Raw genomic sequence first — 25,795 nt, 5'->3', positions numbered from 1 at the left:
AAAACCAAGTTAAGCTAACCCTTAACCAACTCATATCTATACCCCCTTTGCTGACGACAATAGCACGATGGAACCACCTGATCCCTTCTCGAACTCAGAAGTGAAACATCGTAGCGCCAATGGTAGTATGGTTCGCCCATGTGAGAGTAGGTCATCGTCAGCTCCCTATACCTTAAAAGCCCCTATTCATTAATTTGAATGGGGGCTTTTTCCTTTATGAGGGATTTTTAGCTATTATAAGTCTTACTTTAAGCTAAATAACGCTATTTAATCACTGCGTAACAGAGCAGCCTATAGCGTGTTTTAAAATTAATGTTAGAATAATGTTAAATTATAAAGAGTAGCATTATGGCTGTTGATTTATCCAATACCCTCATCGTTGCAATCTCTGCAACTGCGCTTTTTGATTTAACTGAATCAGAAACCTATCGCGAAAAACTTATCAATCAGGACCCAGCGACAGCTGCGCGAATTTTTCGTGACTTTATGCAGCAGCGTGAAAATGAGCCTTTATCAATAGGCACTGGCTTCCCTCTAATACAAGCAATATTAAACTTAAATCAGTGCGCTCAGAACCCACCGAATACCTCAGTTGAATACGGTAATGATTCACCACTAGTAGAAGTGGTTATCGTTTCTAAGAGCTCTCCTGAAACAGGGATACAAGTATTAAATGAGATACGCAAGCGAGGTTTAAGTATTACACGCTCTGCCTTCATCTCTGGTGGTAATGTTGCTGATTATATTGCTGATTTTAATGTTGATTTGTTTTTGACGACCAATCGTGAGGATGCTCAAAGCGTTACCGATGCTAGAGTCTGTGCTTGTGCCATTTTGGATGCCACTCCGGTAAATACTTTGACCTTAGATACTAATCAATTACGTATTGCTTTTGATGGGGATGCTGTATTATTTGATGATTCCGGTGAGCTGCTTTACAAACAGAAGGGTCTAAAGGCCTTTCATGACAGAGAAGCTGAAATGACAGATTTGCCTATCGAGAAAGGACCGTATGCCGATTTGCTCATTAAGCTTTCTTTGTTGCAAAAACGTCTAGTAACCTTGGAGGATCGACAGCCAATTCAAATTGCGCTAGTGACTGCTCGGAATGCACCAGCTGATTTACGTGCTATTAAAACATTACGTGAGTGGGGCGTCAGCGTTGATATGGCCTTTTTCTTAGGAGGACTTGAAAAAACAGCCGTATTAAAAACGTTTGCACCGCATATCTTTTTTGATGATTCAATTAAGCATATTGAAGCGGCTCGTGATTTTGTGCCTACCGCATTGGTGCCTTATCATTCGACTTCAGAACTTAATTCGCATACGTGGCATTTGACGAATTCTGATTAGTTCATTACTAGAATAATATTCTGTTTTTATACTTCTTATTTTTAAAAAGGTGAACTATTCTATGCTTATTATGTGGCAAAAATTATGAATTGGCGAAGATTATTTAGTATTATCAGACACCGTATTGGCCAAGTGTTTGGCTTATATGGCTTTGTATTTATTCCTATCTGGGTAATGTATTTTTTGAATAGTACGATACTATTTAATCTTTGGAATTCATTTGGCATTGTTCCGCGCTCACTAAGTTTAGGCAGCATGATAGGTATTACCTCTTCGTGGACTATGCATGGTAACTTTGCTCATTTAACGGGTAATACGATTGTTTTAGCGCAGATATTGTTCTTATTTGGACTGTTTGAACGCAATGCTTATCGTACTGTGGTTAAGCTAATTATTGGTTCGGGGTTGATGACTTGGGGACTAGGATCTCCATTCTCTATTCATATAGGGGCATCAGGTCTTATATTCTCTATGCTGGGTTATATGATTGGCGGTGCTGTGTTTGCTAAACGTTGGGGCTATCTGATTGCCTGTATTGTGATGGGTACCACGTATTGGCTAATTCTGAAAGAAGGTCTGATGCCACAAACGGGGATTTCATTTGCAGCACATTTTGGTGGACTGTGTATTGGTTTATTGATTGGGGCTAATTCTAAGCATTATTATACGGCCAGTTATTAGTACTTTTAAATAATGTAGCTAAGCGTGAGTATGTCAGGCAACAGCCTTGAAAATTTGTTACACTAACGCTCATATATGCCTTAGGTTATTATGGATAAATTGTCCGAGTAAATATAGGCTTTTGTTGGTTTGTAGGGAGTAGATGCATGGCAGAACGTTCAGCCAAGCAGTTAGGGTTAAGTAAGGCGGATTTACCCAATTCAATTATTGAAGTGATTGCGACCTTAAATAAAGGTGGCTTCGATGCTTATATCGTCGGGGGCGGGGTTCGTGATACGCTTTTGGGCTTAAATCCAAAGGATTTTGATGCTGTAACTGATGCGAGACCACATGAGGTAAAAGATATCTTTGGTAAGCGCTGCCGTATTATTGGTCGCCGTTTCCAATTAGCACATGTGTATTCTGGTCGAGACATGATTGAGGTGGCAACGTTCCGTGCGCCGCCAAGTGGTGATGCTCATACGACCAGCGATGGTATGATCGTTCGTGATAATGTTTGGGGTGATATTGAGCAGGATTTTGCTCGTCGAGACTTCTCCATTAATGCGATGTATTATCAGCCTATCAAAGGTATAGTACATGACTTCTGCAACGCCTTAGATGATATTAAGAACAAAACCTTACGCTTATTAGGCGATGCGCCAGTGCGTATTGAAGAAGATCCTGTACGTTTGCTGCGTGCTCTGCGTTTCAAAGCTAAGTTAGGCTTTAATTTTGATGAGGCGCTAGCAGAACAGTTCCATGATGATAATTGGGCGCTGTTAGAACAAGTCTCTCCGCATCGTTTGTATGATGAATCACAAAAGATGTTCACCGGTGGCTACCTAGTACCGCTGTTACCGCTATTATTTGAATACGGTGCTATTAAGCATCTGATTATTTATCCGCCTGAAAAGCCAACCGCTTTGGTCTCTCAAGTTGCTATTAATACTGACAAGCGCATTGCACAAGGTAAGAGTATTAACCCAGCTTTCTTCTATGCGGCTTTGTTATGGGATAACTATTTACATCAGTTGGCGAAGTTCAAGAAAAAGAACATGCCATTTCATGATGCGCAGTTACAAGCGGCAAGCAAGGTTATTGATCGTCAACGCATTAAAACAGCGATTCCACGGTTTGCTGAGCAGTTTATCCGAGATATTTGGATGATGCAGCCAAAACTGGCCAATCCTCGTGTGAAGCAGATTCCGCAATTAGCAGAGCATGCGCGTTTCCGTGCAGCTTTTGATTTCTTGTTGCTGCGTGAACAGTGTGATGATGCATCGAACCCATTGTCAGAATCTACCAATGGTATGGGTGAGTGGTGGCAGACCTATCAGACACTGTCTGAAAAACAAAAACAGCAAGCCATTGATGACTTTGCCGGTGATAGCCGCCGTGGCAGCAGTAAATCAAGTCGTAATCGCACGCGTAATCGCAATCGTCAGAAAGAGCCTGTTATTAATACGCCTGATAATCGCAATACGGCGAAGCCAAATAATCATTATGAGGCCAAGCCGCCAAAGCAAAAGGTAGATACTCAAACACAAAATACGGCAGCCAACAACAAACAGCCGCATTATGCCGAAGAGCGCGCGCAGCTCAAAAAGCTATCTCTTGGTAAATTAGCAGGAGAGCAGGCACCGAAGGACAATCAGCCAAGGCCATTGTTTACCATTAATGCTGATAAGATGGCTAAACAGGTGCCAAGCCAGTCTGACATTGAATCTCGCGTTAAAAATGCGGAGAAACAGGCTCAGGCTAATAAGTCAGCTCGAAGTGATAGCCATAAGTCTAAGCAAGCAGCTGAGCAGCGCGATGTGATGACTAAATCGAATCAAAGCAGCGCTCAGTCTAAAGACACTCATAAATCAGCCGCGCCTACAGTAGAGGCAGTCTTATTGCCAAAAGCAGAGCCTGTACCAAGTAAACGTCGTCGCCGTCAGCCAACTCAAGAGCTTTCTCAATCTGAATTGGCTCAAGCAGGTAAAGCCCAGAAAGATAAGGCTCAAGAGGAGCGTAAGAAGTTAGTTGCGGAGGCACCAGTTGATGCTGATACGACTGCAATTCAGACGCAATCCAAACCGAAGCGCACCGCACAATCTAAAGCCAAATCGAAGGCGGAAGTCTCAAATGAGCAGCCTCAAAAGGCAACTGCTCAAAGCGTTAGCCAGAAAAATGCTAAAGCGATCAGTGAGATTGTTGATAAAGTCATACCGAAAAGCGATCGTGTGCCCGCCACCCGTCGTCGGCGTGAGCCAAGCTCAACCGTGAGTGTGAGTGAAAGGGCATAGCTTGTCGCTATGGCTTCTTTAAAACTGCTACAGGGTTAACCTCGCTAAGGCTTAATTTTAGGTATTTGCGTTAGGTTAGCCAGTAGCAGTTTTAAGTTGGTTGATAGTAATAGTTTGGTTTGAAAGTTAATAGATAAGTACAGGCGGATAACAAGATGGCGCAAGCGTCACAACCAGATAAATCACATCGTTGTTATTTAGGGTTGGGTGGTAACCTGACCAATGAGCTTGGCACGCCCAATGAGCATATTTACCGTGCGTTTGCTCGGCTAAAGTCTCATCCGGCCATTACTCAATTGCGCGCCTCATCTTTATATGCCTCGAAACCGATGGGTCCACAAGATCAGCCGGATTTTATTAATGCAGTTACTGAGATTGATACGACCTTAGGCCCCTACGAGCTATTGGCTTTGTGCCAACAGCTTGAGCAAGAAGCGCAGCGAGTGCGTTTACGTCATTGGGGTGAGCGCAGCTTGGATGTGGATGTGTTGCTATATGCCGATCAGTCTATTAACTCTCCTACATTAACCGTTCCGCATCCTGGTATTACTCAGCGAAACTTTGTGCTTATTCCTTTGAAAGAGTTAAATCCTAATCTAATCATTGGTAATACAGTCATTACTGATTTTGACTATAGCCAGGATTGGACAGGGCTAACCCAGTTACCTAGCGACTCAGTTTAAGGTCACTTTATCTTTTTGTGCCAGGCTATAAGTATTCGCTGGAGGTTGAAGGCAACAGGTGTGGTATATCAGCCTTATTCTCTTAATATTACATGATTCTTGAGTGACCCGTTATGATTACCTTATCTACTTTAAAGAAGTACAAAAAAAAAGGGCGCAAATTCAGTTGTCTGACGTGCTACGATGCGATGTTTGCCAAAATGATGCAAAATGCAGAAGTAGATACCATTTTAATTGGGGACAGCTTGGGCATGGTGGTGCAAGGTCATGACTCTACTCTGCCAGTAACGGTTGACGATATTGCCTATCACGCAGCAAATGTCGCACGTAGCAACCAGCATGCGCTAATTATGGCAGACCTGCCATTTATGAGCTATGTCACATTAGAGGACACCATCACCAATACACGTAAAATAATGCAAGCCGGTGCGCATGTTATTAAACTAGAAGGCGGAGCCGAGCTTAGCGAGTCAGTTGCTGCATTAACTGCAGCGGGCGCTCCAATTTGTGTACATTTGGGTTTAACACCACAATCAGTTAATGTCTTTGGTGGCTACAAAGTACAAGGTAAAACAGAGGACAGCGCGGCTAAGCTTATGTCTGACGTGGAGGCTGTTGTGGCGGCCGGTGCAGCGCTTATCTTACTCGAGTGTGTTCCTGCCTCACTGGCAAAACAGGTCACTGAATCTGTCGATGTTCCTGTTATTGGTATTGGTGCTGGTCCTGATACGGATGGCCAAGTATTGGTGATGCATGACATGCTTGGAGTCACGCATGGACGTACTGCACGCTTTGTGCATGACTTTTTGACCGATGAGCGCAATAAAAATAGCGAATATGCAGGAAGTGTTGAGGGCGCATTTGCTTTATTCCACCAGTCCGTTATTGAAGGCAGTTACCCGCAGCCAGAGCATCAGTTTAATTAAGCTAAGCACAAATAGTTTTATCTTCTTTGTTGATTTAAATCATTCTGTTAAATCGAAATAGAATAATGGCAGCGTACAAAATAAATATATTGGGCTTGAATTTGGATGCCGAGCATGACTGAAACATTAACTTCGATTAGTAGCGTACGTGAGACGTTAAACCCATTACGTGCGAATAAGACCATCGCACTGGTACCGACCATGGGTAATTTGCATGAAGGTCATCTATCTTTAGTAAAATTGGCACAACAACATGCAGATATCGTGGTGGTTAGTATATTTGTTAACCCAACTCAGTTTGGTGTGGGCGAGGATTTAGACAGTTATCCACGAACGCTTAAAGCGGATACCGAGAAGCTAACTGCGGCGGCGGTGGATTATATCTTTGCGCCGATAGTAGAGGATATGTATCCAGTGATGCCGCCACCGACGCAAGTACTGGCAGGTAGTATCAGTCAACAGCTGTGCGGCAAGACACGTCCTACGCATTTTGATGGTGTAGGTATTGTGGTGACGAAGCTATTTAATATCGTACAGCCAAACATCGCTGTCTTTGGTCAAAAGGATTATCAGCAATTGGCCATTATCAAGCAGCTAGTACGTGACTTAAGCTATGATATTGATATTTTATCTGGTGCCATCGTGCGTGCTGACGATGGTTTGGCATTGTCTTCACGCAATCAGTATTTAACTGAGTCTGAACGTCAAATAGCGCCCACGCTTAATCAAGAGGTCAGCCGCCTTGCAGAAAAATTAAAACAGGGTGCTGCTCAAAATGTACAACAGCTCCATGAGCTTATTGATGACAGCATAAAGCGTATCAATAGCCAAGGGTTCAAAGTTGATTATCTAGAAGTTAAAAATCAAGATTTATCAGAAGTAACAGACTTAGTAGCTAATAAAGACTTGGTTATCGTCACTGCAGCTTGGTTAGGTAAAGCACGCCTGCTTGATAATCAAATATTAACAATAGTCACTTAAAAAGTATATTAGATGTAACACAGTATATATAAGGCTAGGTATATTACCTATACTTAGTCTCAGCGAATCTCAATGAGATTACACCTATAAGCAATAATAATAAATCGTATTGTCGGTATGGAGAGCGTCATATATGCTGGAAAATGAATCTCAGGTAAGTGGCACAAGTATCGATTATAGTGCATTATCAGGCGCTGGTATTGATGTTATTATCGTTTCAGGACGCTCTGGCTCTGGTAAAACATCAGTACTCAATATATTAGAAGATCTTGGTTATTATGCGATTGATAATATGCCATTATCTTTGGTTCCTGAGGCAGTGATTAAGCTAACACAAGATGGCGGTATTACTAAGCTTGCTCTTGGTGTGGATATTCGGACGCTACAGGCAGACTCTTCTAACTTTGCGCATATTCGCGACAGATTGGTTGACTCTTATGGTTCAGGCAGTCTAAGAGTATTATATGTCACAGCTCAAGAGTCGGTGTTGGTGGCTCGATTTGCAGCGACTCGTCGTGTGCATCCGCTGATGACAACCAGTACCAACATCACCAGTAATCTACCAAATGCGATTAAGAAAGAAGCGGACACATTACAGCCTATTTCAAGTAATGCAGATATCATTATTGATACCAGTCAGCTAAATATTCATCAGCTTAAAGAACGGGTACGTGAGTATGTCGGTGTAGACAATGAGATAACCATTAACCTGCTATCGTTTGGCTTTAAATATGGGCTACCGATTGATTCAGACTTTGTATTTGATGTCCGTATACTGCCCAACCCGCATTGGCATACTGAATTACGTAGTAAAACTGGGAAAGACGATGAGGTGATTCAGTTTTTTGCTGAATATCCGGAAGTCGATAATATTCAGCGTGATATTCAAAGCTTTTTACAACGTTGGCTGCCTGAGTTTTTGCATAATAACCGTCATACAGTGACGGTAGCAATTGGCTGTACTGGCGGTAAGCACCGCTCAGTTTATATCACTGAGCAGCTTAATAAGACACTCAGTGAAAACTTGCCAAAAGAGCTTAAAGTAATCGTTAAGCACAGAGAGAAATCACGTTGGCAGGCATAGTAAATTGCCCTTTATTTAAAAATTAAAAGCATCATTCTGCTTTGATAGACACACCAGTACATATTTATATTTATTAATAATTTGAGAGTTATATGATTGATTGGTCCGAACATGACATGCGAGTTTCTCGCACTGAACTAAAAAAAGCACATGAGCGTTTGCAGCAGCTTGCAGAGCCATTGGCTGGCTTGTCCAAAAAGCAGATGAAAAAACTACCTGCTTCTGAATATTTTTTAGACGAATTGATGTCGTTAACTGATATCACAAGCGCAAATGCCCGTAATCGTCAAATCAAGCGTGTGGGTAAACTGATTAGTGAAGAAGACCGTCATGCACTTGTGGATGCTTTATTCCAAACCCGTTTTAGTAATGAGCAAGCGGCTAAAATTGAAGGTTGGTATACCCGTTTAAATATAAACGATGAAGGCACACTAAAGCAGTTTTGCAAACAATTTAAAGCGGCAGAACGCAACAGCGTTTATCAGCTGTTATTATGGATTGAGTATGCAAAGCATATGAACGATGACGAGCTTCTTGCTGAATCAGAGGCTGACCTAGTGAGCTATATCAAAGAAGTAGCGATTTTAACTCAGTTAGCGTAAATAGATTGTTGGTCGACTTGATATTTTTAGCTAGCAATCTAAATATCTATAACTTGAATCACATCATAAGCAGGCGTCTCGTAAGGGTGCGCCTGCTTTAATGCCCCTATAACCGCAGTTATTTTATCTTGAGCCACGACCATTTCTACTCGCCATTCGGTAACTTGTTCAACCTTATTATGCGCACCAATATGTGGATTGCTGCCTGCTAGCGGCATAAATTGACCTGTTCCTTGGACTTGCCAACAGCAATTAGAATAATGACCAATCTGTCCTGCACCAGCTGCAAATAAAGCAGACTTTACTTTCTCTAAGTCAGTATCTGGGATAAATACGGTCAATTTATACATAAATATGAATCCTTGAGGTATCTGATGGGCAAAGATTTAATAAGCGTTTAGATAATGAAAAAAGCTGACTATAATCAATCATAGTCAGCTTTTTGGGTTTAAGCAAACAGCACTCATTGATTAGCTTAATGGTACGCCAATACGTTGAGCGACTTCTTCATATGACTCAATCACGTCGCCTAAGCTTTGACGGAAACGGTCTTTATCTAACTTTTTCTTAGTTTCTTTGTCCCAGATACGGCAGCCATCTGGAGAAAATTCATCACCTAACACGATGCGGTCTTGGAACACGCCAAACTCAAGTTTGAAGTCTACCAGCATTAAACCGCCAGCAGCGAATAACTCTTTCAGCACATCGTTAACTTTAAAGGTAATCTCTTTCATCTTATCAAGCTGTTCTTTAGTCGCCCAGCCAAGAGATACAGACAATGATTCATTAACCATAGGATCGCCTAGAGCATCATCTTTAAAGAATAACTCATAAGTAGGCGGTGTCAATGGTTGACCTTCTTCTAGCCCAAGACGACGTACTAAACTGCCGGCTGCAAAGTTACGAACTACACACTCTACAGGAATCATGTTTAGACGCTTAACCAGCACTTCATCATCAGAAAGCTGTTTTTCAAAATGAGTTTCGATACCGGCTTCATCAAGTTTTTGCATGATAAACGCGTTAAAACGGTTATTTACTTGTCCCTTACGGCCTAGCTGCTCAACGCGCTCACCATTAAAAGCAGAGGTATCGTCACGGAAATGTAGAATCAGATAATCAGCGTTATCTGTTTCATAGACAGACTTAGCCTTGCCTTTGTAAAGTAAATCTTGTTTTTGAAATTGCATGATGTCAGTCCTATGCAAGTAGTTAAAGGGGGATGACCCGGTTAACTAAAAAGGGTTATGAAAGAAATAAGAGACAATGATAAGTAACGTTAATCGATTTAAACGAGATTAATTAGCCTGCTCACTAACGGGTACTTGACGATAAGGCGGCGGTAAATCATAGCGTTGGCCTGATTTGTTCTCCGTATCAATCGTATTTACGCCCACGTGCGGTGTTGGATAGAGCGGCACGAAAGGAGCAGTTTCTTTATCAGCAGGCAGCTGTAAGGGCTCAAGCTTTTCTGCTTTTTGGTAATCGAGGGTGCCATCATCGACTCGACCAAATAGATCTCTAGTGGCTTGGCACCCTGATAATACAGCAACGCTACTAATACCGATAATAGCGACCTGAAAAGCGGTACGTAATGTATCTGGCATGAGTCGCGGTGATTTTCTAGATGATAGTAATTGGCGCATGGGTTTTCCTATGTCAGTTGTTGATATCTATATGTTTTAGCTTCTAGATTCAACAACCCTATTCAAAAGTACAATGATTCAATCGATAGTACAATATTAGTCAATACTACAGAGTTGTTAGGTTAATCAATTAATCCTGCAGCACGTAAGCCGGCATCTACCTCAGCATGGTATTGCTCATTGAGCCATACCATTGGCAAACGGATGCCTTTTTCGATTTTGCCCATTTTATTTAGCGCATATTTTACGGGAATTGGGCTTGATTCAACAAACATCAATTTGTGTAATGGCTCAATTGCGTCGTGCGCTTGTTTGGCTGCGTCAAAGTCGCCTTTTAATGCGGCCTCAAAGATAGTGCTCATAGCTTTAGGAATAATATTGGCGGTCACCGAGATATTACCTTTAGCGCCGTGCTGCATTAGCTCAAGTGAAGTACCATCATCGCCAGAGAGTACCACCATACGCTCGCCAACCGCTTCGATAAGCTGCTTACCACGTTCTACTGAACCGGTAGCATCTTTGATAGCAACAATGTTATCGAAGTCCGCTAAGCGTTCAACCGTTTCTTGAGCGATATCTACAACCGTACGGCCAGGCACATTATAAAGCATTTGCGGCATATCTACAGCCTCGGCAATGGCTTTATAGTGCTGATATAACCCTTCTTGAGTCGGCTTGTTGTAGTAGGGCGCAACTAGCAATGCGCAGTCAGCACCGGCATCTTTGGCTTCAGAGGTTAAGTGAATCGCCTCTTTGGTATTGTTAGCACCGGTACCTGCAATAACAGGAACACGGCCATTAACATGTTTGACAAAGTAGCGAATCACATCGCTGTGCTCTTGCATAGACAAAGTAGCTGACTCGCCTGTGGTGCCAACAGCAACCAAACAATGCGTACCTTGCTCGATATGCCAATCAATCAGCTGAGCAAGACGATTATAATCAATCTCGCCATCTGGATGCATCGGTGTAACTAAGGCAACCATCGAGCCTTGCAATTGGGTTTGAAAATCAGAATAGGGGTTACTCATAATATTGCCTTATTATCTCAACTAATTAGCGTATTTATTGGTCTATAAAAGAAGACTCTCCATCTATGAGAGAGTATTTGAAGGCGTTTTGCTAAACAATCAATGATTTAAAGGAATGAAAAGCCGTTTATAAGCGCATTGTGCCTATAAATGAATGAAAAGCTAAGTGAGTCATCTTATTGCTTGACCAAAGATTTCTGACCCATTCCCTTCATAAAAATTGCAATTAGTGTAGCACATTCACCCTGACGCAATCACCAAGCTATTTTACGTTTAAATGTAGCATAGCGATACTTAGTTTTGCTGTTTAATAACAGATTAAGCGATAAAGCCACTGATTAACCTTAAATAAAGTACGATACAGAGGCGCTTAGACCAATATTACAAAATACAATTTAGTGTAGGGCAGTGCTATGGTTTAATTAACTAAGAAACCAAGATAGAAATTAAGAGACTCTATCGCAGTAAACAGATTTTTTATTTAACAAAATAATAAGTCACTAGATTATATAAATAAAACCAGTAAGTAAAACCAAAATTTAAAGGATTAATAATGATGGATACTGACAATCGTAAATTTGATATTGTGTTATATGGGGCAACCAGCTTTGTAGGGCAATTGGTCGCCGATTATTTGCAGCGCTTTTTGTCCAGTGAAGATAATGACAGCAAAGAGAGCGTTAGCTGGGCAATTGCTGGACGGAATCAGGAGAAGCTCAATCAAGTCAAAAAAGATATTGGTAATCAAAATCTACCAACCATTATCGCTGATAGTGAAGATGCAGACAGCTTAGATAAAATGACAGCGCAAACTAAGGTTATTATCTCAACCGTTGGTCCTTATTTAAAATATGGCGAGCCGTTAATTAAGGCTTGTACTGATAATGGCACCGATTATGTGGACTTAACCGGTGAGGTTATCTTTATCAAAGATATGATGGATAAATACCAGAAGGCAGCCAAAGAGTCAGGCGCACGTATCGTCAACTCTTGCGGCTTTGATTCAATCCCTTCTGATTTGGGCGTATTATTTACTCAAAAATGTGCTCAAAAAGAATTTGGCGAATACTGCGATACTATTAATATGCGCGTAAAAGCGGCGAAGGGCGGTCTGTCTGGCGGTACCTTTGCGTCAATGGCGACAATCTTTGAAGAGGTTGGTAAAAATAAATCTCGCCGTAAGCAGTTGGCCAATCCTTATATTTTAAATGACGATGATGACGCCCCAAGCATCCGTCAGCAAAATGTCAACACACCTAAGTGGGACGCAGAGAATGAACGCTGGCTAGCGCCATTTATCATGGCCTCGATTAATACTCGTATCGTGCACCGCAGCAACCAGTTACGTGATTATGAGTATGGCCGCTTATTCAAATATGATGAAGCAATCTGGATGCCGGCAGGTATGAAAGGTCGCGTATTTAGCTATGCGATGACCGCAGGTCTAGCAGGATTTGCTACCAGCATGATATTCAAGCCAAGTCGTGATTTGGTTAATGAGCGTATTCTACCGAAATCTGGTGAGGGTCCTTCTAAGTCTGAGCGTGACAATGGTTATTTTGATATTCGCTTCTTTGGCTATACCAATAAGTCGCATCAGATACGTACTAAAGTCACTGGCGATAAAGACCCAGGCTATGGTAGTACTTGTCAGATGCTATCGCAAAGTGCGCTGTGCTTGCTGCAAGATATCAGTAAAGATGATGTTGAAGGTGGATTCTGGACAGCCGCTTCTGCAATGGGTGAGCCGCTGATTGAGCGATTAGAAAAACATGCTGGTATTAAGTTTGACAGAATCGCTCGCTAAGATTTATTTCTTTTTTGATTGAATGACACACTACTATTCCTACTAGGCAAAAGCCTCTCTATTAATATAGCGAGGCTTTTTGTTTTTGATACTGATTTAGGCAGAGGGCGCTTAGCCCTAAACTATTAAATAAATTTGACTATGTATTTAGCAGAGAATACTAGCAATATACTAGATAAGAGTGTTTAAGTAAGGTTTCATAGTGTTACGAGGATACATAGAGATACATTTTGTTAGTGTACTTAAACGTCTTAAATATTCTGAATTGTTTATTCTTAAATGAGCAACTGATATTTGCTGTACGACGACTTTGCCATCACCAAAAATCTACAGTCAGATAAGTCGAATTATTTATTTATCTAATGCGCTTTTATTAAGGAGTGGTATGGCTCAGCGCTCATTTTAATTAAGTAAAAATAGCGACAATAAAAAATAAATACATTTTATCCTCTTATTATTTTTATCACTATATTTTGGAGAATACTTTATGAAACTTAATATGCTTACTGCCACAATGATTGCTTCATGTGTTGCCTTATGTGCAACCTCTGCAAATGCAGCTATAACCAAAGATAGCCATGGTAATGTAGGCTATGACAGCTATGATGAATGTGTTGCTGCCGTAAAAGCAGGCGATGCTAAATTCTATAAGCCTTATACTTATCAGCAGCCTAAGCGTTTAAAAGGTGAAGTCTCAGTTAAAACAATGAAATTATCAGAAGTGACCATTCCGGATAGCTTTGCCAATAATTCATCACTTCAAACCAAAGAATATAGTGCTGGTGCTTGTGACCGCGGTGTGGGTCAATCAAATGGTCGTTATGGTGTATCAGGCGAATTAGTAGGTAAATATGTGCCTATCTCACCTGATATGTCAGTGAACGTCTATCGTGACCGTAATGGTAATCCTGTTCGTATTACCATGCAGCAGTGTGATAATCACTTCAGCAGCAAGTTCCCAACACCTGTGGTTAGCGAAATGAAAGCGCCAGAAGCACAGCTTAATATCGCAGAAGAACGTAGCGTTGAAGCTGTGACCGTCTCTGAACGTCGTACAGTCCGTCCTACGACGTATCATGTAAAAGAAGTAATTATGGTGCCAAGTGATCAAGTAAGACGTATAGAAACCAACACAGGTACTAAAGTCGCCATTGAGAACAGAAGAAACAATGCTGTCGTTGTTGGCGAAGAAGCCAACCAACGTATTTTAAATCGTGTTGAGCAGCCTCAAGAAGTACCGGTATATACTGTACCAGACGCTGATGCACCACGTCGATAATGACAAGAGAGCTTAGTTGTTAGTATAAAAAATTAATAGCATAAAAAGGGGCAACCAATTGGTTACCCCTTTTTTATTACTCTAATATTTAACTCTATAAAGCCAGTTGCTTGTTTAAAAGACGAGACTATCGCGTCTTTTTAAGGCCGGCTTCTTTAAGCAGCGCACCCAATGAGCCGATTTTATTTTCTTCCGCTTTTGGTTTGTTGGCTTTATTTGGCTTGGTCTTATCCGCAGCATTAGAACGACTGCCCTTAGTGCTGCTTGGCTTTGCTCTACTGTTACGGCGCTGAGTCGATGCCGGTTTGTTAGCCTTGCTTGAGGCAGGTTTACTATCTGCGCTACCTTTCTCTGCTGCAGGACGTTTGGCAGGTGCCGCATCTTCTGATTTCATGCTAAAGCCAATACGGCCACGCTTTTCGTCAACAGAGATAACACGTACCGTAACGATGTCGCCCGGCTTAACTAAGTTTATTGGGTCTTCAACAAAGTCATTAGCCATCTCAGAGATATGCACGAGACCATCTTGGTGAACACCGACATCAACGAAGCAGCCAAAGCCAGTAACGTTAGTGACCACGCCTTCAAGCTGCATACCTTCTTCTAAATCGCTCACACTATTTACGTCGTCTCTAAATTGAGCGGTCTTGAACTCAGGACGCGGGTCATGTGCAGGCTTAGCAAGCTCTTGCTTAATAGCAGCGATACTGATGTTGTCATCGTTTGCCGCTTCTATGTCATTCACAGCAAGCTCATTAATCACGTTCTCGTTACCTAAAACGTCAGTAATCTGCTTGCCTGATTTTTCTAGTATTTCTTTAACCAGTGCATAGCTCTCTGGATGCACACCGGTGGCATCTAATGGCTCTTCGCCATCACGGATACGTAAGAAACCAGCGGCTTGTTCAAAGGTTTTAACGCCCAAACGTGGCACATCTTTTAGCTGTTCACGATTGGTAAAGGCGCCGTGCTCTTTGCGGTAATTAACAATTTGCTGTGCCACGTTGCGGTTTAAGCCCGCAATGTGGGCTAGGATAGCAGGACTTGCTGTGTTGACATCAACACCAACCGCATTCACGCTGTCTTGAGTAACTTTATCTAGACTATCCGATAGCTGGGCTTGGTTAACATCATGCTGATATTGACCAACGCCAATGGCTTTAGGCTCAACTTTCACAAGCTCAGATAATGGGTCTTGTAGACGGCGTGCGATAGAGACGGCACCGCGAATAGACACATCTAAATCAGCAAGCTCATCACTGGCAAGCTCACTGGCTGAATAAACAGAAGCACCTGATTCATTAACCACAACAGCTGTTGCTTTGATAGCAGCATCAGCATCAATAACCGCTTTAATCATCGCGTCAGTTTCACGGCTTGCGGTACCATTGCCTATGGCCACAAGCTCAACATTATGTGCTTTTAATAACGCAGAGATAGTATCTTTTGCTTCATCCATTTTGTTATCTGGTGCAAAAGGATAAACGGTAGCTATGGCAGGTTTATCTGAGTCATCACGAATCACATTACCTTGAGCATCGATAACGGCCATTTTAACGCCATGACGAATGCCTGGATCAACACCTAAGATAACTTTACGACCGGCAGGGGCTGCCATCAATAAGTGTTGTAAATTATTGGCAAATACATCAATCGCATCAGCTTCTGCGGCTAGACGCTTTTCAGTTAATAAACGGTGCCCGATATGAGGGCGCCATTTATCTTTCCACAAGCTGTTGGCTGCTTCTAGTAAAAATTCACGACGTTCTGTAGGCTGCTTGGCATCAATCTCAAATTTATTAATGATTTTTTCGATAAATGGAGCATCTTCACCCTCTACTTTTAATACCAAGACATTTTCTTGGCGGCCACGTAACATGGCAAGTAGGCGATGATTTGGCAGACGAGCCAAGCTTTCACTGTGCTCAAAGTAATCAGAGAATTTTTCGCCAACTTCACGCTTCTCTTCATTGGCAAGGCTTGAGTTAATGGTGGCAGTTTTAGCAAAGCCACTACGCAAGTTATCAAGTAGTTCAAGCTCTTGAGTCCAGTTATCAATGATAATGGCTTCAACACCGGCCAATTGCTTCTCAGTATCTGAGAAATCAACATCAATCTCATTACCCGTATCATCAGTAATGGTTTCTGGCAGGGTATAACTGCTTAATGCATCAAGCGGCGTTACTTCATTGTTTAAGAGGTTATCAGCAACAACGTCTAGGCCTGCAGCACGTGCTTTGGCAGCTAGTGAACGGCGGCGAGGGCGATAAGGCAGATAGATGTCTTCAAGCTCAAGCTTTGAAGTGGCTTTTTCGATACGTGCTTGCAGTGCTTCAGTTAGATTCCCTTGGCTTTGCAGCAGCTCTAAAATCTTCGCGCGACGTGTGGCCATGTCACGTTCGTAATTTAGACCCTTTTCAAGCGCACGTAATTGGCTGTCATCCAAGCCTTGTGTTTTTTCTTTACGATAGCGGGCGATGAACGGCACAGTCGCACCATCGTCGTAAAGCTTCACAAACGCATTGACCTGCGTAGGCTTAATACCCAACTCTTTTGCAAGCTTGTTATGAATGTTAGCAATGACATCAGCGGACAAAACAGAGGTGTTTTGGCTGGAAGTGGTGTTTTGAGTGTTAATATCGGTTTGGTTCATATCCGTATCGAAGTTTATAAATGTGGCAGGCATTATAGCAAAAGCTAGCCCAATAAAAACGCTTTTGCCGATTTATGTTGATATGTTTTACAGTGTGGTTAGATTTTTGGCCTAATATTGTCTCTATAATGCGTTGATACGCTTAAATATTACCGTTATTACTTATCAAGACTCAATACTTATTCACTAAAAAACGCATTTAAGAGTCTGGTGATTGATAGAGAAACTAAATTGGCTAATGTAAGCTAACCTTTATAAACCATGTGACTTTATAAGTAAAATTGCAAGAATATCTATTTGGTAAGCTCAAGCGTTTGTGTTAGTGCCATATCAGCTGCTTAAGTTAACAAACACATACAGCATTACACTGTAATGTGGGTGTAATTTCAACTGTAATCTTATACACTAAATCATAACTGAATTTATTAAATAATAAAGATATGTAGAACAATAGGAAAATATTATGCTAGACAATAAAATCAATAATACTGACACCCTAACTCATCGTATTTTGGTCGTTGATGATGATGCACGGCTTCGCTCGTTATTGCAGCGCTTTTTAGAAGATGATGGTTTTGTGGTGCGTACCGCGCATGATGGTAGCCAAATGGATAAGCTGATGCAGCGAGAGCTGTTTTCGCTTGTGGTGCTTGATTTAATGCTGCCTGGTGAAGACGGTATCAGTATTTGTAAGCGCTTAAGAGAAGATAACAGTGATATCCCAATCATCATGTTGACGGCAAAAGGCTCTGACAGCGATAGAATTGCGGGACTAGAGGCTGGAGCAGATGACTATTTGCCAAAACCTTTTAACCCAAAAGAGCTGCTTGCTCGTATTAAAGCCGTCTTGCGTCGTCATAGCCGCGAGTTACCTGGTGCGCCTTCTCAACAAGTAGAAGTCGTGGAATTCGGTCCTTGGACTCTTGATCTATCGACTCGTACGCTCAAACGTGATGGCAACCTAGTAACCTTAACCACAGGTGAATTCTCAGTGCTCAAAGCCTTGGTTCAGCATCCACGTGAGCCATTGACGCGTGATAAGTTGATGAACTTAGCACGTGGCCGAGAGTGGGGTGCCATGGAGCGCTCGATTGACGTTCAAGTATCTCGTTTACGCCGTTTGATTGAAGATAACCCATCACAGGCACGCTATATCCAGACCGTATGGGGTGTGGGCTATGTATTCGTACCTGATGAAGAAGACGGTAAATAATCAATAAAAATAAGAAACGGAGTGGACGATGAAAGATGATTCTCAAGGAGAGAGGCATATAGGAAACAGTAAAGGTAGTACTCATAATGACCACTCGTCTGTAAAGGCGGGTGGTCAAGGTTCACAACAAGGTGGCTCTGACGATAGCTTAACAGATGTCTTAGAACAGATTGAGCCGCATAAAGAGACGGGTAAAGCCAGTATCGGCGATATTATGGAAACGCTTGAATCTCGTGGCTTTGGCCCTTTACTGTTTGGCCCTGCGTTAATCGCTGTGATGCCAACTGGCGGCATTCCTGGCGTACCTACTGTTTGCGGGGTGGTGATTGCTTTATTAAGCGTGCAAATGATTATGGGTAAAAGCCAACCTTGGCTACCCAACTTTATTAATAAGATTGATTTTGATAAGCAGAAGCTTGAGAAAGGCGTTAATATCGCAAGTAAGGTGACCACAAAAATCGATAAAATTTCTAAACCTCGTTTGCAGCAGTTGTCGTCTGAAGGTGCTAAAAAGGTCATTGCAGGGGTGTGTATTTTAGCCGCTTTATCGATGATACCGCTAGAAGCAGTTCCTTTTGCGGTAATGATTCCAGCAACTTCTATTATCTTGTTTGCGATTGGACTGATTACTAAAGACGGTTACTTTACAGTCGCTGCATTACTATTGAATCTTGCGACACTATATTTCCTAATTACGAAAATAATGGGTGGCTAAAAGCTTTTAGAAGCCGCTTTGCAACTTGTCTCTCTAAATATTCATTCCATAAAAAAGATAGCCACTATCTTAGCTGGCTGTCTTTACTACCACGTCTGTTAAACAATTCTTGCGATTTGGCTTCGGCTTCTAATTTGCCTTGACAGTGTACACAGTGCTGTACACCAGGTAGAGCCTGCCTACGTGCTTCTGGAATTGGATTACCACATTCATCACAAAACGCTAAACTCTCGCCACTTGGTAGAGATCGTCTTGCTCGCTCTAACGCATCATTAACAGTGGCATCCATCTGTTCATGTTCTGCACCGTCTCGTGCCCATCCTCCGGCCATAATTTACTCCTATTGTTGATTAAACCTCTCACTTAATAAAAGGTGTTTAATCTAAGTTATTTCGTTTGATAGGAATAAATTATGAGGCTTAGCCCTTTAATGCTCAAGGAGTGGCTTGGGGCAGTCTTGTATGGGCGCGGTATCAAGCCGTATCAGAATGTAAAATAGTCAATTTAACCTTTAGCCCTAATCCGAACATAGCAATTACTTTGGCTGTAGCGCTATAACCTGACCACGAACTCCGATACTGGCATCACTCATTAAGCAGACATAAGCAGGCATCAAATCTTCTGGTGTTTTAAGGGTATTGGGATCTTCACCAGGATAGGCGTGGGCGCGCATATTAGTACGAGTCGCACCAGGGTTGATACAGTTAAAGCGCAGCGTCGTTGTATTCTGAGTCTCTTGAGTAAAGATATCGCTCATACCTTCAACGGCTTGCTTCGATAATGCATAAGCACCCCAGAATGCTCTTGGGTGGGTGCCCACAGTGCTGCTAGTGAACACAAAAGAGCCATTATCGACATCTTTCACCAGTGGCATTAGCACTTGAGTCAACATAAAGGTAGCGGTAGTATTGACACGCATGACTTGTTCGAAAGTCACGATGTCATACATCTCAAGTGGTGTTAACGCGCCTAATAAGCTGGCATTGTGTAGTACGCCGTGTAGCTCACCAATCTCCGTTTGTATCAAATTGGCAAATTGCTGCATATCGCTGTAACTGGCTGTCTCTAGATTCATCGGCATAATGGCAGGCTGTTTGCCACCTGCCGCCTCGATCTCATCATAAACCGCTTCTAACTTACTTAATGTTCTGCCCAATAGTAAAACCGTTGCGCCATATTTCGCATAGGTCAGGGCAGCAACACGGCCGATACCAGCACCTGCGCCAGTGACTAAAATAGTTTTACCCTCTAAGCAGTTTGGGGTGGGGGTGAAGCTGCGAATCTGTTCATGAGTTAACGGAGTTTGAGTCATAAGGTCACTATGTCTAAGTTATTAAATAGGATATTAGGATAAAATGTTATAAATGGCTTTTATAAATAGTCAAAAGACTTAGAGCGCATCAATTTAACCAAAGCTTTGGGTGTATCAGCAGTGTAATCTGCGCCCCAAGTATTCATGCGGTCTTTATCTTCTGGTGGAATGTAACCATAACCTGCCAATACTGTGGTCATGCCTGCTGCATTACCGGCTTGAATATCACGGATATGATCACCGATATAGATAACACTGTTGGCAACACCGCGAGGCAGCTCCAATCTCTCTAAAGCAAGATTCATTGGCTCAGGATCTGGCTTTGTATTACACACATCATCTGGGCAGACCAAAACCGCACAGCGATCGGTCAGATTTAAGCAGTCTAAAAGCTTCGTCGATAAATAGCGTGGCTTGTTGGTAACGATGCCCCATGGGGTACCGTTTTTATCATAAAAATCAAGCAGCGCATCTAGCTCTGGAAAGACACGACTGTCGACACAGATATCTGATTCATATTCGTCTAAAAACTGCTGACGGTACTGCTGAACCTGCTCTTCAGTAATAGGCTGGTCGTTATACGTCAGCATCAGCTTTACCATAGCTGCAGCGCCGGCAGAGACTTGTTCACGAATGGCATCGCTTGGCGGTACTTGCCAACCATTTTGCTCTGACATACGCTGAATAATACGAATAAAATCTGTGGCAGTATCGATTAAGGTACCGTCCAAATCGAACAGTACGGCTTTGACATAATTTTTTGACATAGTTTTATACTTTATAAATGATTAATTTGAATGGTTAATAACGATAGCGGCACTGTATTGATAATAAGCGTTCGGCTTATCGCCAAATACAAGGCAGGCTATCGAGTCGAGTTTGTTATAGAGCAAAAATTAGTTTATAAGCTTGAATTTCATAAGCTTGAATAAAGGTGACGATTAATTGTGTTTTGATTAGCCAACTTAATAACAGCTGATAATAATAAAGGCTGCATTAGGTAGGTTTAATCACTGCCATCATATAGTTCACATCGACGTTTTGAGCCAACCAATAACGTTTGGTTATTGGGTTGTAATGTAGGCCAATCAAGTCTTGGCGGTTAAAGCCTGAATTAATGGCCATCTTATCGAGTTCTGCTGGGGTAATAAATTTAGCGTAATCATGTGTGCCACGGTCTAGCAGTCGTAATACGTATTCTGCACCGATAATGGCAAATAAATAAGACTTCGGGTTGCGGTTAATAGTCGATAGTACGCAAACGCCGCCAGGTTTTAACAGATCATAACAGGCTTGAACAATCTGATTGGGGTCAGGAACGTGCTCTAGCATTTCCATACAAGTCACGACATCGAAGCTTTCTGGCTGCTCGGCAGCAAGCGCCTCAATGGCAATGTGCTTATATCTTAAAGTATCCGTTAGGCCGCTTTGCTGGGCATGAACACTGGCTGCTTTTAGGTTCTCAATACCTAAGTCAACGCCAGTGGCATCTGCGCCGCGGCGTGCCATAGATTCAGTTAAGATACCGCCGCCACATCCGACATCCAATACAGTTTTGCCCGTCAGGCCGCTTCCGGTATAGCGAACAACGTTTTCCTCGATCCAGTTTAGGCGTAGCGGATTAATCTCATGCAATGTCGCAAAAGGACCTTGTTTGTCCCACCACTGGCTGGCAAGCTGAGTGAACTTACCGACTTCACTCATATCGACATTATTGCCTAAGTCGCCCTCACTATTAAATGATGACTCATTGTTTTGATTTAAAGTATTGGTATTGGCTTGAGTAGCTGTGTCATTTGATGCAGATATAGTGGTATCGACTTCTGAGGTAGTCTGAGTCATGAGTTATCCTAAATCTTAATGTATTGTCGTTATTAGAGGTGTTGTTTGATACCTTATATTACCACGCTTCATAAAATAGGGCATCTTTGATAGTTAGTACTTATGCAACAATAACGCTCTCCATAAAGGCTCTTAAAATCTTCCAAATCGCTTTAATCTAGTACGTTTTACCTTTTTAATGAGTCAATTAGTTATGTCATTGCAATATAGATAGACGCTTAGTATTTGAGAATGACCGGTTTACACGGTAATATTAAATATATGAGGCTTAAGCGGTGCAAACCCTATGGAAATCGAAATACTAATGACAACCAAAGCTCTGTTTAAACGTACTGACAATGTTACAACCGTTATTTAACCTTTTGTTAAGGTTTGATAGGGGCTGGCGGTTCACATGACAGCATAAAATGCGCTATCATAGGGTAGTCTGTAATAAGTCCCAGTGGTTTCCTCTATACGCCTAGCAAACAAATAGGCACAGCAGGAAGTCATTTGATGTGTTTATTGTATACGCATTTTGTGACCGGTTCTGCTTAGCTGTATTTTCCTCATCCTTGGATGCTTGGTTAAGCTTAATTTAGGTTTGGCTAGATTAATATCAGAAAAAGACCCTACTTATACTGTAAATATTCTTAAGGAATTGCGATGAAGTTTAATTCTCAACGGGGCTTTGCATTAGCCTCACTAGTAGCCGCCATCGGCTTAGCCTCTTTTCCTGCATCAGCAGCGAATTATGTTGCTGGTAAAGACTATAAGGTATTAGATAATCCTGAAAAAATCAGCGGCGACAATATTATCGTTCGTGAATTCTTTTGGTATGGTTGCCCACATTGCTACAACTTAGATCCACACATGCATAAATGGGCAAAAACCAAAGCAAGCGATGTGATTTTCTTACAATCACCTGCTGCGCTAAACCCAATGTGGGAAGTGAACGCTCGTGGTTTCTATGCCGCTCAATTAATGGGTTATGAAGATCAGACGCATACTAAGCTGTTTGATGCGATTCACAAAGACAACAAGCGTTTATTTGATCAGAATTCTCTATCTAAATGGTACGCAAGCCAAGGCCTAGATCAAAAAGAGTTTAACAACCTATACAATTCATTTGCGGTCAGCACCAAAGTTGCACGCTCTAAAGCAGGTGCAAAACGCTATCAATTGACGGGTGTACCAGCGGTTGTGGTTCATGGTAAATATGTGGTTCAAGGTGAAGATGCCAAAGTGCCACAAGTGGTCGATTACCTAGTGAAGAAAGTACGGGCTGATTTAAAAGCAGGTAAATAGTAGAAAGATCAGTTAAAACAAGTTGAATAAATTGTCCTAATATTGGAATGATTGACTAGATGGTTTTACTGATGAGGACTGAGTCTTATGGCTTGGTCCTTTTTTTGCCTATTATTTAGACTGTAGCGCATTATTCGTATCTCATGTGTCCTAACATTATTATTTTGTAAGTTAGATAATAAAACCTATTGTAAATAATAACCGTTATCGTTATCATGTTTATTAAGTTCTTTTAACCCTTGTTATTTATTTAAATCATTAAGTGGCGAGTTATGCACTTCTAACATAAGGATACCCAAATGATAGTCTGCATCTGTAATAATGTGAAAGACCGTCAAATCAAAGCAGCCTTAGCGTCAGGAGTTGACACTATGGACGCCCTTAAAGACACACTTGATGTAGCGACTTGCTGTGGTTGCTGTGAGCCAATGGTTAATGATTATATCGAAGAACATCATGCCACGGCTGTAGGCAGTGATCTGGTTAGCCAGTTGGCTTATGCTGTATAAGAGTAGGTGTCTTATTCTACTTATTAGATGATTGTTTCCTAAAGATTCCTAAAGATTCCTAAAAAGACCCATTCTTTATTCACTGCTACTATCATAAATGTTATGTATTTTATGAACGGCTCAGTTGTTGCCAATCTGGCAATACGTAATTTGGCGTTTGCTCTTTTCATTACTTAACGCCTGATTTATTGCTTATATTTATTTATATCCCTGCAGATGTAAGTGTTTCTTATTCGTTATTGTCCTTCCATTCCCAGTTCTAAATAAATACTTTTAAGTGTGCTTAGTTTGCTATTATATTGCTAACAAAGTCAGCCGCACTAATTATTTATAATCATTTAGCGAATAATCAGAGAGAAATAAAAATTTAACTCAATGGCAGTTATTTTAAAATGCGCCAGTATTGGGTGTTTTTTGGTTTCTATTTATCGCGTGTTGACGACAAGATATTATTTATTCTGTCACTTTTGACAGGTTCAATCTCAATGGCAGTGTGAAATATTTACTTAAAGGTATTTTGTGGTGTTGAGATAAATTAAAAGTGTTATGAAACATCAGGGGAAGACTATGCAAGGCAGCCAAAAAGTTATCGATTATTTGAATTTTTTATTGGGTGGTGAGCTAGGCGCTCGTGACCAATATTTTATTCATTCAGAGATGTATGGCGAGTGGAACTACGGCAAACTGTATGAGCGTATTCATCATGAAATGGAAGATGAGACATTGCATGCGCAGGCTATTATTCGCCGCTTGCTAATGATTGGCGGTAAACCAGATATGACGGTTGATCCTATCAAAGTAGGCAGCACTGTTCCTGAAATGCTACAGCTTGATTTGGAACTTGAGTATAAAGTTCAGCAACACCTAAAAGATGGTATTGCCCTTTGTGAACAAGAGCACGACTATGTGACTCGTGATATGCTTGTCGAACAGTTAAAAGATACTGAAGAAGATCATGCGCATTGGTTAGAAAAACAGTTGCGTTTGATAGATATGGTCGGTCTGCAAAACTACCTACAAAGTCAAATTGGTGACATTCCAGGGCAATAACGCAGTGCGCTATTATCAATAGTGCAGTGTGAGTCTAGTGAATTGACATCGTCAAATAAAATAATAATGTAGGAGAAGGTTATGCAAGGCGATAAAGAAGTTATTCTGTCGTTAAATAAGGTGTTAGGGCAGACATTAGTTGCTATTAACCAGTATTTTTTGCATGCACGTATTGCTAAAAACTGGGATATTCAAGAATTGAATGAAGTCTTTTATAAGCAGTCTATCAAAGAGATGAAGTGGGCAGATCAGTTGATTGAGCGTATTTTGCTATTAGAGGGACTGCCAAACTTACAAGATTATGGAAAGCTGCTTATTGGTGAAGATGTTGCTGAAATGATTGAATGTGATTTACGTCTTGAAGATCAGAAGTTTAAGATAATTCAAGATGCAATTACTTTGTGTGAGCAAAAACGAGATTATGTTTCACGTGAGATTTTAACAGGTCTTAAGGATGGCAATGAAGAATATCTTGATTGGTTAGATACACAACAAGATTTAATTCGTGATATTGGTATCGAAAATTATATTCAAGAAAAAATAGATGACTAATATTTAGATACTTATCATTCTAGTATTATAAAAAGCCAACTTATGCGTAAGTTGGCTTTTTTTGTTAAAACTGTCCCGTCCTAAAATAAGTTTACGAAAAGGAAGCTTATAAATGGACAAAGCAGAAAGATCAAGGATTAAACGAACACAGAAAGATTACACACTCGGCTTTAAATTAGCTGTGGTAGGGCAAGTAGAAAAAGGCGACATGACCTACAAACAAGCCCAAAAGCACTATGGCATACAAGGACGTAGTACCGTCCTAACTTGGCTTAGGAAACATGGTACATTAGACTGGAATACACCGCCAAAGAGC

The 25,795-nt window shown here is 41.4% G+C and carries 26 protein-coding genes and 1 rRNA gene; 18 read left to right on the top strand and 9 right to left on the bottom strand.

Annotated features, from left to right (window positions below; all coding sequences use genetic code 11):
• Positions 1-49: 49 nt before the first annotated feature.
• The 9 genes from rrf (at position 50) to yjgA (ending at position 8,583) form a co-directional block, all read left to right on the top strand.
• A 5S ribosomal RNA gene (gene rrf, locus AC2SLM_RS11895) occupies positions 50-163 on the top strand.
• Positions 164-348: 185 nt separating this feature from the next.
• On the top strand, positions 349-1,353 hold the full coding sequence (locus AC2SLM_RS11890) for a 5'-nucleotidase (protein ID WP_486554090.1): 1,005 nt from the start codon (positions 349-351) through the stop codon (positions 1,351-1,353).
• 84 nt (positions 1,354-1,437) lie between these two features.
• Positions 1,438-2,034, top strand: coding sequence for a rhomboid family intramembrane serine protease (locus AC2SLM_RS11885; RefSeq protein ID WP_486554088.1), 597 nt, complete (start codon positions 1,438-1,440; stop codon positions 2,032-2,034).
• A gap of 146 nt (positions 2,035-2,180) precedes the next feature.
• Positions 2,181-4,307, top strand: a complete 2,127-nt coding sequence (gene pcnB, locus AC2SLM_RS11880) for a polynucleotide adenylyltransferase PcnB (protein ID WP_486554086.1) — start codon at positions 2,181-2,183, stop codon at positions 4,305-4,307.
• A gap of 155 nt (positions 4,308-4,462) precedes the next feature.
• Entirely contained in the window at positions 4,463-4,990 is a 528-nt protein-coding gene (gene folK / locus AC2SLM_RS11875) for a 2-amino-4-hydroxy-6-hydroxymethyldihydropteridine diphosphokinase (RefSeq protein WP_486554084.1), read from the top strand.
• Between the two features lie 113 nt (positions 4,991-5,103).
• The gene (panB, locus tag AC2SLM_RS11870; RefSeq protein WP_486554082.1) at positions 5,104-5,916 is read left to right on the top strand and encodes a 3-methyl-2-oxobutanoate hydroxymethyltransferase; all 813 of its coding nucleotides are present in this window, start codon (positions 5,104-5,106) and stop codon (positions 5,914-5,916) included.
• Positions 5,917-6,030: 114 nt separating this feature from the next.
• Positions 6,031-6,897, top strand: a complete 867-nt coding sequence (gene panC, locus AC2SLM_RS11865; protein WP_486543550.1) for a pantoate--beta-alanine ligase — start codon at positions 6,031-6,033, stop codon at positions 6,895-6,897.
• Between the two features lie 133 nt (positions 6,898-7,030).
• Positions 7,031-7,981, top strand: coding sequence for an RNase adapter RapZ (gene rapZ, locus AC2SLM_RS11860; RefSeq protein ID WP_486554080.1), 951 nt, complete (start codon positions 7,031-7,033; stop codon positions 7,979-7,981).
• 92 nt (positions 7,982-8,073) lie between these two features.
• Positions 8,074-8,583 carry a ribosome biogenesis factor YjgA gene (gene yjgA / locus AC2SLM_RS11855; RefSeq protein ID WP_486554078.1) on the top strand — a complete coding sequence of 170 codons (510 nt, stop codon included), beginning with the start codon at positions 8,074-8,076 and terminating at the stop codon, positions 8,581-8,583.
• A gap of 38 nt (positions 8,584-8,621) precedes the next feature.
• On the opposite strand, the gene AC2SLM_RS11850 is transcribed toward yjgA, so the two are convergent.
• The 4 genes from AC2SLM_RS11850 to dapA all read right to left on the bottom strand — a co-directional run bounded on the left by AC2SLM_RS11850 (position 8,622) and on the right by dapA (position 11,260).
• Positions 8,622-8,933, bottom strand: a complete 312-nt coding sequence (locus AC2SLM_RS11850; RefSeq protein WP_486554076.1) for an NGG1p interacting factor NIF3 — start codon at positions 8,931-8,933, stop codon at positions 8,622-8,624.
• A gap of 120 nt (positions 8,934-9,053) precedes the next feature.
• Positions 9,054-9,773, bottom strand: a complete 720-nt coding sequence (gene purC / locus AC2SLM_RS11845; protein WP_486554075.1) for a phosphoribosylaminoimidazolesuccinocarboxamide synthase — start codon at positions 9,771-9,773, stop codon at positions 9,054-9,056.
• A gap of 108 nt (positions 9,774-9,881) precedes the next feature.
• Positions 9,882-10,229: a hypothetical protein gene (locus AC2SLM_RS11840; protein WP_486554073.1), complete on the bottom strand. Its 348-nt coding sequence runs from the start codon at positions 10,227-10,229 to the stop codon at positions 9,882-9,884.
• Positions 10,230-10,351: 122 nt separating this feature from the next.
• Positions 10,352-11,260, bottom strand: coding sequence for a 4-hydroxy-tetrahydrodipicolinate synthase (gene dapA, locus AC2SLM_RS11835; RefSeq protein WP_486554071.1), 909 nt, complete (start codon positions 11,258-11,260; stop codon positions 10,352-10,354).
• A gap of 553 nt (positions 11,261-11,813) precedes the next feature.
• Between dapA and AC2SLM_RS11830 the strand changes: the two genes are divergently transcribed.
• The gene (locus tag AC2SLM_RS11830; protein WP_486554069.1) at positions 11,814-13,067 is read left to right on the top strand and encodes a saccharopine dehydrogenase family protein; all 1,254 of its coding nucleotides are present in this window, start codon (positions 11,814-11,816) and stop codon (positions 13,065-13,067) included.
• A gap of 487 nt (positions 13,068-13,554) precedes the next feature.
• On the top strand, positions 13,555-14,346 hold the full coding sequence (locus AC2SLM_RS11825; protein ID WP_486554067.1) for a hypothetical protein: 792 nt from the start codon (positions 13,555-13,557) through the stop codon (positions 14,344-14,346).
• A gap of 127 nt (positions 14,347-14,473) precedes the next feature.
• On the opposite strand, the gene AC2SLM_RS11820 is transcribed toward AC2SLM_RS11825, so the two are convergent.
• Positions 14,474-16,927, bottom strand: a complete 2,454-nt coding sequence (locus AC2SLM_RS11820) for a Tex family protein (protein ID WP_486554092.1) — start codon at positions 16,925-16,927, stop codon at positions 14,474-14,476.
• Between the two features lie 535 nt (positions 16,928-17,462).
• Between AC2SLM_RS11820 and ompR the strand changes: the two genes are divergently transcribed.
• Positions 17,463-18,212 (top strand): osmolarity response regulator transcription factor OmpR, encoded by a 750-nt coding sequence (ompR, locus tag AC2SLM_RS11815; protein WP_486543559.1) that lies wholly within the window; start codon positions 17,463-17,465, stop codon positions 18,210-18,212.
• A gap of 28 nt (positions 18,213-18,240) precedes the next feature.
• A complete protein-coding gene (locus AC2SLM_RS11810) occupies positions 18,241-18,927 on the top strand; it encodes an exopolysaccharide biosynthesis protein (RefSeq protein WP_486554065.1) in 687 nt (228 codons plus the stop codon).
• 64 nt (positions 18,928-18,991) lie between these two features.
• On the opposite strand, the gene AC2SLM_RS11805 is transcribed toward AC2SLM_RS11810, so the two are convergent.
• The 4 genes from AC2SLM_RS11805 to ubiG form a co-directional block, all read right to left on the bottom strand.
• The gene (locus AC2SLM_RS11805; RefSeq protein ID WP_486554063.1) at positions 18,992-19,258 is read right to left on the bottom strand and encodes a DksA/TraR family C4-type zinc finger protein; all 267 of its coding nucleotides are present in this window, start codon (positions 19,256-19,258) and stop codon (positions 18,992-18,994) included.
• Between the two features lie 204 nt (positions 19,259-19,462).
• Complete coding sequence (locus AC2SLM_RS11800) at positions 19,463-20,239, bottom strand: YciK family oxidoreductase (RefSeq protein ID WP_486543562.1); 777 nt, start codon at positions 20,237-20,239, stop codon at positions 19,463-19,465.
• Positions 20,240-20,298: 59 nt separating this feature from the next.
• Positions 20,299-21,006 (bottom strand): HAD family hydrolase, encoded by a 708-nt coding sequence (locus AC2SLM_RS11795; protein WP_486554061.1) that lies wholly within the window; start codon positions 21,004-21,006, stop codon positions 20,299-20,301.
• Positions 21,007-21,235: 229 nt separating this feature from the next.
• A complete protein-coding gene (gene ubiG, locus AC2SLM_RS11790; RefSeq protein WP_486554059.1) occupies positions 21,236-22,081 on the bottom strand; it encodes a bifunctional 2-polyprenyl-6-hydroxyphenol methylase/3-demethylubiquinol 3-O-methyltransferase UbiG in 846 nt (281 codons plus the stop codon).
• A gap of 645 nt (positions 22,082-22,726) precedes the next feature.
• Between ubiG and AC2SLM_RS11785 the strand changes: the two genes are divergently transcribed.
• From AC2SLM_RS11785 to AC2SLM_RS11765, 5 genes are all read left to right on the top strand, one after another.
• On the top strand, positions 22,727-23,368 hold the full coding sequence (locus AC2SLM_RS11785; protein ID WP_486543565.1) for a thiol:disulfide interchange protein DsbA/DsbL: 642 nt from the start codon (positions 22,727-22,729) through the stop codon (positions 23,366-23,368).
• 299 nt (positions 23,369-23,667) lie between these two features.
• Entirely contained in the window at positions 23,668-23,877 is a 210-nt protein-coding gene (locus AC2SLM_RS11780; RefSeq protein WP_486554057.1) for a (2Fe-2S)-binding protein, read from the top strand.
• A gap of 567 nt (positions 23,878-24,444) precedes the next feature.
• Positions 24,445-24,927 carry a bacterioferritin gene (gene bfr, locus AC2SLM_RS11775; protein WP_486554055.1) on the top strand — a complete coding sequence of 161 codons (483 nt, stop codon included), beginning with the start codon at positions 24,445-24,447 and terminating at the stop codon, positions 24,925-24,927.
• Positions 24,928-25,008: 81 nt separating this feature from the next.
• Positions 25,009-25,479, top strand: a complete 471-nt coding sequence (gene bfr, locus AC2SLM_RS11770) for a bacterioferritin (protein WP_486543568.1) — start codon at positions 25,009-25,011, stop codon at positions 25,477-25,479.
• A gap of 112 nt (positions 25,480-25,591) precedes the next feature.
• The coding region (locus tag AC2SLM_RS11765) for a helix-turn-helix domain-containing protein (protein WP_486552558.1) at positions 25,592-25,795 on the top strand (204 nt) is incomplete at its 3' end.

The organism is Psychrobacter sp. CX16 (assembly GCF_057396245.1).
This window is presented reverse-complemented; position numbering and strand designations above follow the sequence as displayed.